This window comes from Dorea sp. YH-dor226 (assembly GCF_039832105.1).
Lineage (GTDB): Bacteria > Bacillota > Clostridia > Lachnospirales > Lachnospiraceae > Dorea_A.
This window is the reverse complement of sequence record NZ_JBDOHS010000001.1, coordinates 310,044-322,130: the sequence shown is the minus strand read 5'-3', so window position 1 is coordinate 322,130 and position 12,087 is coordinate 310,044. Positions and strand designations below refer to the sequence as shown.

Sequence of the window (12,087 nt, the reverse complement as noted above, 5' to 3'; positions counted from 1 at the left end):
CAGGAATAAGCTCATGAGTAGCAGGAAAATATAGCCGAACAGCCATATCCGCGACGACCTCGGTACAGTGTTTTGAAGAGAAGCTCTCTTTGGAAAATGGAACGGGAAGTGCGGGTATGGCTGTTTGCGTATCTAAGCCCAGGAGAATTTGCAGGTAATGACATGGATTGATGTATCTGCAGATGTAACGCATGGATCTATGTCATTACCCGCAAAGCAATTCCATAAAATAAGTATTGTGGGAAAAGGTGTATCTTGTTAAAATCTATTCATATGTGAAGGAGTGATATTGAGATGAATAATGGAAAGGTATGGCTGGTAGGAGCCGGCCCTGGAGATATAGGATTATTAACCAAAAAAGCAATAGAGGTCATTGAGCAGGCGGATTTTATAGCATACGATGCACTGGTCGGTGAAGAGATCCTGTGTATGCTACCGGAAAAAGTAGAGAAGGTATCCGTAGGAAAACGATCCGGAAAGCATTCTGTTCCGCAGGAAGAGACGAATCAGATTCTTCTTAAGGAAGCGTTGAAAGGGAAAAAGGTGGTACGGTTAAAGGGCGGAGATCCGTTCGTGTTCGGGCGTGGCGGAGAGGAACTGGAGCTTCTTGCAGAGCATGGCGTGCCGTTTGAGGTGGTTCCGGGGATCACTTCAGCTGTAGCGGTTCCGGCCTATGCCGGAATTCCTGTGACACATCGGGATTATACGTCTTCTTTTCATGTGATCACTGGGCATCCGCGAAAAGACGGACAGGATCGCACAGATTATGAATCACTTGTCAGAATGAATGCTACGCTGGTATTTCTTATGAGCATCCGGGCAATGGGACATGTGATGGAGAAGCTTATGCAGGCCGGAATGGATCCTGATATGCCGGCTGCAGTGCTGGAACAGGGCACCAGATATTGTCAGAGAAAAGTGGTATCAACCGTGAGCAGGCTGGAAGAGGACTCTAAGAAAGCGAAGATACAGACTCCGGCAATCATTGTTGTGGGAAAGGTATGTGCATTGTCGGAAGAATTTTCCTGGTATGAGAAGAGAGAGCTTGCCGGCAGGCAGATCGTGGTGACCAGAGCAAGAAATAAAGCAAGCAGACTTACAAAGGAGCTTCGGGATGCGGGTGCAGAGGTGCTTGAGATTCCGATGATCGATACAACACCGATCAGTCCGGAACAGGTGGATCTGTCGGAACTTCTGGCGGAATCAGAAGAACGGGAAGTATGGCTTACCTTTACGAGCCCGACGGGAGTAGAGACCTTCTTTGGAACTACACTTGCCGGAAAAAAGACGGATCTTCGCAGAATTCTTCGGGCCGGTGTGGACTTGAAATTCGCGGTCATCGGGGAGGCGACGGCAAAGGAACTGGAACGATATGGCTGGATGGCCGACCTGATGCCGGAAGTATACAATGGAAAAGAACTGGGAAAGGCATTGGTGCAGACGGCAGGAAAAGATGCAGTCGTATACCTCCTTCGTGCAAAAGAAGGATCTGAGGAACTGAAAGAAGAGCTGGATGCCGGCAATATACAGTACCGGGATGTTGCGATTTATGAGACGCTCTGTAGGGAGAACAGTCCTCTGGCAGACATAATCACGGAGAAGATAGAAAATGGGCAGATCGACCGCGTAACATTTACAAGCGCGTCCACCGTGCGAGGATTTGTGCAGACGATGAAGGATATGGATTTTACAAAGGTTCCGGCATTGTGTATCGGAGAACAGACGGCGAGAGAAGCAGAAAAGTATCATATGCAGATTGAGATTTCTGATCAGGCAACCATTGCCGGTATGGTAAAGAAACTGAAGGAATTATGTAAAGCACAGGAGGAAAGATGATGAAAAGATTAACAGCAGCCATTCTTTCTGCTGCACTTGTACTTACAATGATGGCAGGATGTGGAAATAAATCAGAAGAAACAACGGGTGAGGAAAAGGCGATAACAGTAGGAACAAACAGCGAGAGCGGCGGACTGGATCCGGCCGGAATGATTGCGGATACTTATCTTGCATATTCTGTGACCGCACTGGATGAACTGTTAACATACAATGCAGATGGAGAGATTGAATATCGTGCGGCAGAATCATATGAGGTCAACGATGACCAGACGGAGTGGACTTTCCATCTCCGTGAAAATGCAAAATGGTCAGACGGAACACCGGTGACATCTGCTGACTTCCGCAATACGATCGAGCGATCTCTGGATCCGGAAAGTGGAAACGGATATTCGAATTATCTGTTTCCGATTGAAAACGCTGAGGCAATCTATAACGGAGAAGCAGACATGAGTACACTGGGGCTGGAGACACCGGATGATGATACGATCATTTTTCATCTGTCCACACCATGTGTATATTTTCTGGACCTTCTGAGACTTCCAGTCTATACTCCGTCCTGCGCAGCTTATGCAGATGCTGTGGGAAGCGGATGGGATACGAATCCGGAGACCAGCGTATCTAATGGACCGTTCTATCTGGCAGAGTATGTTCCTCAGCAGTACTTTGTACTGAAGAAGAATCCGAATTACTGGAACGCCAACGCGGTCAGTCTGGATCAGATCACATATAAGTTTTTTGACAGCAAGCAGTCCATGGCTGCTGCCTATGAGACAGGGGAAGTGGATGTAGCACCGGCGCTTCTTGGAACTGTAATGGATGAATATGAGGGAAAAGACGATCTGGTTGTCACGGATGCAATCGCAACACGTTATATCTATATGAATCTGGATAAAGTAGAAGTGTTCCGTGATGTCAGAGTCCGGGAGGCTCTGAATCTTGGGATCAACAGAGAAGAGTTGTGCCAGATGGTAGGAAGCGATGTGGAACCGACGGTGAACTTTATTGCAAAATACATGACAGACAAATCTACGGGAGAATATTTTGTCTCCGGAGCAGAAGCACCATTTGAGGAGAATCTGGAAAGGGCAAGAGAACTGCTTGCTGAGGCCGGATATCCGAATGGAGAAGGCTTCCCGGTACTTACTTATAACTATCCGACACTGGAAATGGATATGGATACAGCGCAGGCTTTGCAGCAGCAGCTCAAGGAGAATCTTGGAATCACGCTGGAGTTGAACGCGCAGGAGCTGCAGGTTAATTATTCAGAAAGAAGAGCGGGAAATTTCGAGCTCTGCCGTATGAACTGGACTGCGGATTTTGCAGATCCAAATACGTATCTGTCTATGCTGCTGTCTAACAGTACCTATAATTGCAGTGGCATTCAGGATGAAACCTATGATAAGATGGTTGCAGAATCAGATGTGGAGACAGATCCGGTGAAAAGAAGTGAGATGATGCACGAAGCAGAACAGTATGCGATCGGTGAACAGTTCTACATTATTCCGTTATATTCCATGCACAGTGTCAATCTGATTCGGCCGAATATTAAGGGAATTTCACAGATTTCGGCAACAGGTGCTCTGGAGATCAGAGGAGCTTCTGTAGAGTAAGTGATCAGGAGGAAGATGGATGAAAAAAGCGATATTGGTGATTAGTTTCGGAACGAGACACAGAGAAAATCTGGAGCGGTCCATCGGTGGGATCGAGGCATATCTGAGGAAAGAGTTCGAAAACTATCCTGTGTACAGAGCATTTACCAGTCAGAAAATCATAGAGAAATTGTGGGAAGAAAGCAGGATTGCCGTACCGACGCTGGAGGAAGCGATGGTTCGGATGCAAAAGGACGGAATTGAACACGTAGTAGTTCAGCCGACCTATGTAGTATATGGGCTGGAATACGAAAAACTGAAAGATGCGCTGGAAGATTATCAGGAACTGTTTCAGACGCTGAAGCTTGGAGAACCGCTGCTCAGTCAGGTGGAAGATTATAAGGCCTGTGTGCATTATATGATTGAAGACTGGAAGATGAGCAAGGATGAGGTGATTGTAATCGCAGGACATGGCACAATAGGATATGCACAGTCCGCATATACGATGCTGGAATATGCATTTCATTCCATGGGCTATTCGAATGTACTGGTCGGAACCGTAAATGGATACCCGAATATCACAGATGTGGTTCAGAAACTCCGTTATCTGGATCCAAAGCCGCTTAGGATCATTCCGTTTATGATCGTGAGCGGCGAGCATGTATACCGGAGTCTGACAGACGGAGAAGAATCCTGGCTCGTCAGATTTCAGAACATGGGATTTTCATCCATCGTTGTGGAACGGGGACTTGGAGAGATAGAAGGAATACAGCGCATATTTGCAGAACATGTGAGAGAGGCAATGGAATCATGAAAAAAGTGGTAAGGATAGGAAGCAGGGAAAGTAAGCTTGCCGTATGGCAGGCCGAGCATGTGGCACATATGATCGAACAGGCACATCCGGAGATTGAGGTGCAGATCATTACGATGAAAACGACCGGTGACAGGATTCTGGACCGGAATCTGGATCAGGTCGGAGGAAAGGGATTATTTGTGAAAGAACTGGATATTGCGCTGATGGAAAAACGGACAGATCTGTCTGTACACAGCCTGAAGGATATGCCGATGGAAGTGCCAGAGACACTTCCGATCCTGGCTTATTCCAAACGGGAAGATCCCAGAGATGTGATTCTCTTTCGCAAAGGGATAGATACCGTTAAAGTGATTGGATCGTCGAGCAGAAGGCGTCAGGTACAGCTTGAGAAGCTTTACCCGGACTGTACATTTACCGGTATGCGGGGCAATGTGCAGACCAGGCTTCGGAAGCTGGAAGAAGGAATGTGTGATGCGACGGTGCTTGCCATGGCAGGGCTGAAACGGCTGGGTATGGAGTCGGCGGCAGGTCGGATCCTGGATCCGGAAGAAGTGATCCCGGCTGCCGGACAGGGAATCCTTGCAGTACAGGGAAGAGCCGGAGAAGACTATTATTATCTGGACTGTATCATGGATCAGGATGGACAGACTGCAGCGCTGGCAGAAAGAGCCTTTGTACGTGCGCTGGATGGCGGTTGCAGTTCTCCGATTGCAGCCTATGCGCAGATCGCAGATGGACAGGTCATCCTGAGCGGCTTATACTATAACGAAGAAACGGGAAGTTACATTGTCGGCAAGAAGCAGGGACCAGAAAAGGAAGCAGAGAGGATCGGAAGAACTCTGGCAGCAGAGTTGAAAGAGAGGTTTGAAGTACGTGGCTAAGTACGTTGCAAAAAGACTGGTTACAGGAGTAGCGGCATTACTGTTCCTTACATTTCTTACGTTTGTGATGGCACATAAGATGCCGGGTAATCCCTTTGATACCGGCAGTGTATCGGATCAGGTGTTTGAGATGATGGAAGAAGAATATGGAATGAATGAACCTCTGGGGGTGCAGTATGCCATCTACATGAAAAACCTGCTGCGAGGGGACTTTGGGATGTCGATCAAAAAACCGGGAGTCACGGTGAATTCGATCATCGCAAGATGCCTTCCGGTTACCGTGGGACTCGGAGCGCTGGCCTTTGCCGTGAGTCTGATCATGGGCATGTTCCTCGGTATCTGGCAGATCATGACGAATCATCTTATGATCCGCCGGACCATTCAGCTGATTCAGGGACTGGGGGTCGGGATTCCGAACTTTGTATATGCGCTTCTCTTCATGTTGTGTTTTGGCGTGTATCTGAAGTGGTTTCCGATCGCAGGCGTTGCGACGGCCGCCAATTATGTGCTTCCGGTTGCCTCTCTGTCGGTCTATCCGGTCTGTGTGATATCCAGAATGGTCTGCAGTATCGTGTGGAAGGAGTATGATCAGGGATATACGACATTTCTCGAGGCAAAGGGACTGAAAAAATCAACGATTCTGATGAGACATATGTGGCGTCCGATTCTGGCTCAGCTTCTGGTCTATCTGGGGCAGCTTCTGATCTATCTTGTGACGGGATGCTTTGTGGTGGAAAGCATCTTTACGATTCCGGGGCTAGGAAGAGAATTCGTTGCATCGATCAATAACCGGGATTATACGGTGATTATGGGACTTACGATGTTTGTTGGAGTGGTCGTGATCGTTACACAGATTGCGCTGGATGTGATTCAGATGTATCTGGATCCAAGAATTCGGTTTGGAACGGAGCAGAACAGATGAAGAAAACGGGATGTATGAATCGAATCAGAAAAGATAAGAATATAAAGCTGTGTCTGGGTGTTCTGGGAGTGCTGATCCTGCTGGCGGTACTGGTTCCGCTTCTGTCTCCGTATCCGTATGATATGCAGGATGTGAACAGCCAGAATCTTGGCGTGTCTGCAAGTCACTGGTTTGGGACAGACAAGTTTGGAAGGGATATCTTCACCAGAGTGTGTTATGGACTTCGTATCAGCCTGGCAGTAGGATTTGGAAGTACGGTAATCTGCGTATTGATTGCAATGCTTGTCGGTTCCCTTGCGGGCCTGTGCGGGCCACTTCTGGACAGTATTCTTCTGGAGATCATGAATGTGATCAGTGCGATCCCGTCGATGCTGTATGTGATCCTTACGCTTCTGGTATTTGAAGCAAGTGTGAGAAGTGTGATGATCGGAATTTGTGTGTCCGGCTGGGTGGATCTTGCGAAGATGCTGCGAGTTGAGACCAGACGACTCGGGCAGATGGATTACTGTATTGCTGCAAAGATGATGGGATTTTCACGTCTGCGTATCATCTGGAAATATATTCTTCCCAATGAAAAGGAGCTGTTGATTGTGCAGACAATATTGCTGATCCCGAAAGCAATATTTACAGAAGCGTTTTTAAGCTTTCTGGGAATCGGGATTGCGGCACCGCGTGCAAGCCTTGGGACGTTGATTCAGGATGCAAAGCCCATGATTACACAGTACCCGACTCAGATGCTGTATCCGATTCTGGTATTGGCAGTACTTGTTGTCTGTCTTCAGAGTCTGGGATATGCACTGGAACGTAAGGCGTAAGAAGAGGAGAGGATCGAATGGAACCATTACTGGAGGTAAGGCATCTTACAATCGCATATGAAGACGCGCAAAAAGAAGTGGTCAAAGACTGCTCTCTGGCCCTGGATAAACAGGAAATACTGGGGATTGTTGGTGAATCCGGGTCCGGGAAGACGACCCTGGTGATGTCTCTTCTTGGCTTTCTGAAAAAAGGTGCTGTGATCAGCGAAGGAGAGATTCGCTATTGTGGGGAAGATATCACTCCTCCACTATCCGAGCAGGAAAGCCGGAGGCTTCGTGGAGGTGAGATTGCAGTCGTGATGCAGAATGCAATGTCCAGTCTGGATCCGCTTATGAAGATTGGCGGACAGGTTATGGAAAGTCTGCGGATTCATACGGGCTGCTCCAAAAAAGAGGCAAAAGAGCGTGCGGAAGAACTGCTGGATATGGTAGGAATCAGGGATGCGAAAGGATGTATGAATTGGTATCCTTTCGAATGCTCCGGAGGAATGCAGCAGAGAATCTGTATTGCGATCGCACTTGCAGGCAACCCAAAGATCCTGATCGCAGATGAGCCTACGACGGCTCTTGACGTAACGGTTCAGGCACAGATCCTGAATCTGCTACGAAGATTGTGCAGAGATCTTGGAATATCGATGATCCTTGTAAGCCATGATCTGGGAGTTGTGAAGATGCTTTGCAGTCGTATTATGATCATGCATGAAGGAAGAATGATTGAGCAGGGGAGAACCGGGGAGATTCTGCGTGGTGGAAAAGAAGCATATACCAGAGCATTGATTCGGGCAAGGCGTAATCTGGAACAGATGCCTTTTCGGGCAGAAAAAACGGGAATGAAACCGGTTTTGATAGATGTATCACTTGTGTCAAAAAAGTTTCAGAAAAAGGAAGTTCTGCATTCCGTCTCTCTGAAGATATGCAGGCATCAGACATACGGTCTGGTGGGAGAGAGCGGGTGTGGAAAAAGCACGCTTGCATGTACCATGCTGGGAATCTATCGGCCGGATGCAGGAAGTATCTTTTGGGAAAAAGAGAGGATTGACCGGTTATCTGGGAAAAGGCGAAGAGCCTTCAGCCGGAAGATGCAGATGATATTCCAGAATCCATATCAGGCGCTGAATCCGTCAATGACCGTGTATGAGAACCTGAGAGAAGCATTGGTCGCAAGAGGAATGATCGATAAAGCAGAGGTGCATGAGAAAGTTGCTGCCATGCTTACAGAGGTGGGAATAGAAGAATCAAGACTGTGGGATCGTCCTGAACAATTGTCCGGAGGACAGCTTCAGAGGATCATGATTGCCAGAGCACTTCTGATGTCGCCGGAGCTTCTGGTGTGCGATGAGCCTTTTACGGGTCTGGATATCCAGGTGCAGGAACAGCTCGTGCATCTGCTGAACGAGATGAAGAAAAAAGAACACCTGTCAATGTTGGTTATCAGCCATGACTTGTCACTGATGAGCAGGATCAGTGATGTCCTGGGAGTGGTATATGTGGGATGGATGGTGGAAGAGGGATCATGCAGGTCTCTTGTGGAGGAACCATGGCATCCTTATACCAAAGCATTGTTCCTGGCGGGAGAAAAGGTAAAGCTGACCGGCAGAGAGAAGAAAAAAATACCGGTTCAGGAAGAGGCTGTGTCGCTTCAGAAGACGACGGGGTGTCCGTATGCAGATAACTGCAAATATGCACAAAAAAGATGCTTTCAGGAAGTACCGGAACTGTATGAATATGGAGAACGTAAGGTGAGATGTTTCCTCTATGCAGAAGAAATGAATGCTGCAAGAGAAGAGGGGTATCATATGAGATCCCTGATATAGAGTGAGCAGGGACGGCTGCAGGATAGAACGGCAGCCGTTCCTGTTGTAATGTATGGAGTATCATTCCGTCTCATAAAAAACATAGTTATCCGCTAGGTATAGAATAAAAAACAATGGATATCAGAAATAATATTGACAAAAAGGATGATTCTGTATAATCTTTACTAAAACCATAGGAAAAATGTGAAAAGTGTTATTTTTCTGAAAATGGAACGATGAAAACGGTTGCGAAACACGTCATTTAATTAAAACACAGAAATTTTCACAAAATACAAAAAATCATATTGTGTATTGTGACTAAAAATAAAGAAATAAAACGAGAAATGTTGCAAAAAAAGCTCAATAATGGTATTATCCATAGTAGGAAGAAGCTGTTGTGACGGCTTCTTAAAAATAAAATATGTTAACCGGTTTCGAAACTATTTAATAAAGCAACAAAAGAAGGAGGTGTTTTTGTGTTAGGAGATACGATATTAGCGATTGTGCTGCTCGTTATGGGTGGGTACATTCTCAATGAGGTAAACGCATATCCGGATTACTCGAACCTGTCGGTGATCGGACCGGAAGTGTTTCCGAAGTTGATTGCCATATTCTTTATCATATCGGCAGTATGGTTCCTGGCAACAGTGATCTGGAAGGGCTGGATCAAGAAGGTAGATGCGGACGGAAACTCCTACATCGAGACAGAAAAAGCAAAGGTTCAGGCAGGAATTCAGAGCATGAAGGGGAATAAGTCAAGTATCGTCCATCTTGTGATTACGATCATACTGATGATTGCATACGCGTTATTACTTCCGACGGTTGGTTTTGAGGTTCTGACGATTGTGTTCCTGATCGCAACCATGTTCATGAACGGAGTCAGAAAACCGCATGTGCTTGCGATTGTTTCTGTAGTATCGGTTGTGGTTATCTACATATTCTTTGTTATGATTCTGAAGGTTCAGATTCCGAGAATGTTCTATTTTTAAGAAAAAGATGATGTAGATAAGGAGGAGAAAACATATGGCAGACTTTTTAGCAGTATTTTCAGCATTGACTCCGTTTGATTATGTCCTTTGCGTTTTTTCTACTTTTGCGGGAATTATCGTAGGAGCGATTCCGGGACTTGGAGCTACGATGGCGGTAGCGATCCTGACGTCTTTTACAGCGAAGATGGCAACGCTGCCATCCATGGCGGTGCTGGTCGGAATCTATGTAGGTGCTGTATACGGTGGCTCGATTGCTGCGATCCTGATGAAGGTTCCGGGAACGGCGGCAGCAATCATGACGGCGAATGATGGTTATCCACTGGCAAAGAAAGGATATGCGGGACAGGCAATCGGTATCTCTGCATACAGTTCATTTATCGGTGGTATTATTGGTTCTATATTATTACTTTTAGGTTGTAGTGCATTTTCACTGATCGCAGTGAAGTTTGCATATCCGGAATACTTTGTACTTTCCATTTTCGGATTGTGTGTAATTGCAGGTACGGATGATAACCTTTTGAAGGGTATCATCTCAGCGGCTTTCGGTATCCTGCTTGCAGGTACAGGTACGGATTATCTGACCGGTACAAAGCGTCTGACCTTTGGTGTGGACGAACTGATGAGTGGTTATGATGTCATCGCGGTTCTGATCGGTATCTTCGGACTCTGTGAGCTTATGAAGCAGATCCTTCGTATGAAGAATCTGGAAGGAAATAAGCAGGAGCTGAAGCATATCTTCCCGACGAGGGAAATTCGCAAGAGGATCCACAAGACGATCGCAAGGAGTTCTCTGATTGGTATGTTCATCGGTGTCCTTCCGGGAGCCGGCGCACAGATCTCTGCGTTTGTGGCATATGAGACAGAGAAAAACAGCAATCCGCGTAAAGCAGAATTTGGTACCGGTGTATGGGAAGGTATTGCGGCACCTGAGTCGGCGAACAACGCAACGGTAGGAGGAACCCTGGTTCCTGCACTTGCACTTGGTGTTCCTGGTGATCCGACTGCAGCAGTTATTATCAGTGCACTTGCACTTCATGGAGTTATCTGTGGACCTACAATCTTCCAGAGCTCATCAGAAGCAGTAAATGGAATCTATGTATTCATGTTTGTTGCAAATATTGCGATGTTCATCATGGCAATAACGATGGCGAAGTTCTTTGCGAAGATTCTGGAAGTAGATAACCGTATTCTGGTTCCGATTGTATTGGTTGTCTGTATTATTGGTACGTATTCATCCAGTAACAGAACGTTTGCAATCTTAGTTATGGTAGCAATGGGTGTAATAGGCTTCTTAATGGAGAAAGTTGGACTGTCACCGGCAGCAGCGATACTGGGTGTTGTGCTGGGACAGCTCTGTGAGAAGAACTTACGCTCTGCGCTTGTAATGTCAAAAGGTGATTGGGGGATTTTCTTCCGCTTCATTCCGAATGTGTTCTGGATCCTGACTATCATTATGGTATTCCAGCCGAGAGTGAAGAAGTTCCTGAAGTGGAGAAAAGCGAAGGCGAAGCAGAAACAACAGAAACTACGTTCCCGGAAAGAGATATCACAATGATCATCCCGACAGAGACCGGCGGCGGATCAGATGTTATTGCTCGTTACCTGGCAACAGAAGTTGGTGAAGTTCTGGGAGTATCTGTTGTTCCACAGAATATCGGTGGTGCAGCTACAGCAACTGCATTCCAGCAGTTTATGGAGGCAGATGCAGATGGTTATACAATCATCATGTCTCTGAGTTCTCTTGCAACTATGAAGTCCAATAACTATGCAGATATTACATACGAAGATGTTGCTCAGATCTGTGCAGTTAACTATGACTCCAACGTAATCTTTATCCGTCCGGAAGAAGATCGTTACACAAACATTGAAGAATTCATCGATTACTGCAAGGCTCACCCGGGTGAAGTTAACATCGGTACCGGTTCCGCAGGTGGTGTTGCTCATATCGCAATCACAGACTTCTGTACAAAAGCAGGTCTCGAAGTAAACCTTGTTCCAAATACATCTGGTGGTGGATTTGACCTTCTTCTTAAGAATGGCGACGTAGATGCAATCGTATGTGGACCTATCGACATCGCTTCTGCAGTTGCAGCTGATGAAGTAAAACTGATCTGTACTATGACAGAAGAAAGATTACCGGATTTCCCGGATGTTCCGACTGCAAAAGAGATCGGAATCGACGCAACAGTAGCTATGTATCGTGGATATCATGCTCCAAAGGATACTCCGCAGGAAGTAATCGATGTTCTGGAAGCAGCATTCAAAGAAGTTATTGAGGGTGAAGAATACCAGAAATTCCTGGCTGATCAGTATTCTAACGCTATCTTCCTCAGCAGCGAAGAGTGGACAGCAAAATGTAAGAGCGAGTTCGAAATCATGCCTAAGGTATATGAGGATGCAGGCATCACAGTAGGACAATAATCGATAAACGGAAATATCCCTTGACTA

10 protein-coding genes are annotated in these 12,087 nt (G+C 46.5%); all 10 read left to right on the top strand.

Going from position 1 to position 12,087, the window contains the following annotated elements:
- The first annotated feature begins 294 nt into the window (after positions 1-294).
- The 10 genes from cobA to ABE547_RS01585 all read left to right on the top strand — a co-directional run bounded on the left by cobA (position 295) and on the right by ABE547_RS01585 (position 12,060).
- Positions 295-1,836, top strand: coding sequence for a uroporphyrinogen-III C-methyltransferase (cobA, locus tag ABE547_RS01630; RefSeq protein WP_347377120.1), 1,542 nt, complete (start codon positions 295-297; stop codon positions 1,834-1,836).
- Positions 1,833-3,446, top strand: a complete 1,614-nt coding sequence (locus ABE547_RS01625; RefSeq protein ID WP_347377119.1) for a peptide ABC transporter substrate-binding protein — start codon at positions 1,833-1,835, stop codon at positions 3,444-3,446. The genes cobA and ABE547_RS01625 overlap by 4 nt, the downstream gene beginning before the upstream one ends.
- 19 nt (positions 3,447-3,465) lie before the next feature.
- On the top strand, positions 3,466-4,239 hold the full coding sequence (locus ABE547_RS01620) for a sirohydrochlorin cobaltochelatase (protein ID WP_347377118.1): 774 nt from the start codon (positions 3,466-3,468) through the stop codon (positions 4,237-4,239).
- Positions 4,236-5,120 carry a hydroxymethylbilane synthase gene (gene hemC, locus ABE547_RS01615; RefSeq protein WP_347377117.1) on the top strand — a complete coding sequence of 295 codons (885 nt, stop codon included), beginning with the start codon at positions 4,236-4,238 and terminating at the stop codon, positions 5,118-5,120. The genes ABE547_RS01620 and hemC overlap by 4 nt, the downstream gene beginning before the upstream one ends.
- Positions 5,113-6,042 (top strand): ABC transporter permease, encoded by a 930-nt coding sequence (locus tag ABE547_RS01610; protein ID WP_347377116.1) that lies wholly within the window; start codon positions 5,113-5,115, stop codon positions 6,040-6,042. Before hemC ends, ABE547_RS01610 begins: the two co-directional genes overlap by 8 nt.
- On the top strand, positions 6,039-6,857 hold the full coding sequence (locus tag ABE547_RS01605; protein WP_347377115.1) for an ABC transporter permease: 819 nt from the start codon (positions 6,039-6,041) through the stop codon (positions 6,855-6,857). Before ABE547_RS01610 ends, ABE547_RS01605 begins: the two co-directional genes overlap by 4 nt.
- Positions 6,858-6,874: 17 nt before the next feature.
- Complete coding sequence (locus ABE547_RS01600) at positions 6,875-8,671, top strand: ABC transporter ATP-binding protein (protein ID WP_347377114.1); 1,797 nt, start codon at positions 6,875-6,877, stop codon at positions 8,669-8,671.
- A gap of 455 nt (positions 8,672-9,126) precedes the next feature.
- Positions 9,127-9,639, top strand: a complete 513-nt coding sequence (locus ABE547_RS01595; RefSeq protein WP_347377113.1) for a tripartite tricarboxylate transporter TctB family protein — start codon at positions 9,127-9,129, stop codon at positions 9,637-9,639.
- 34 nt (positions 9,640-9,673) lie between these two features.
- Complete coding sequence (locus ABE547_RS01590; protein ID WP_347377112.1) at positions 9,674-11,194, top strand: tripartite tricarboxylate transporter permease; 1,521 nt, start codon at positions 9,674-9,676, stop codon at positions 11,192-11,194.
- Positions 11,128-12,060, top strand: coding sequence for a tripartite tricarboxylate transporter substrate binding protein (locus tag ABE547_RS01585; protein ID WP_347377111.1), 933 nt, complete (start codon positions 11,128-11,130; stop codon positions 12,058-12,060). The genes ABE547_RS01590 and ABE547_RS01585 overlap by 67 nt, the downstream gene beginning before the upstream one ends.
- The last annotated feature ends 27 nt before the right edge of the window (positions 12,061-12,087 follow it).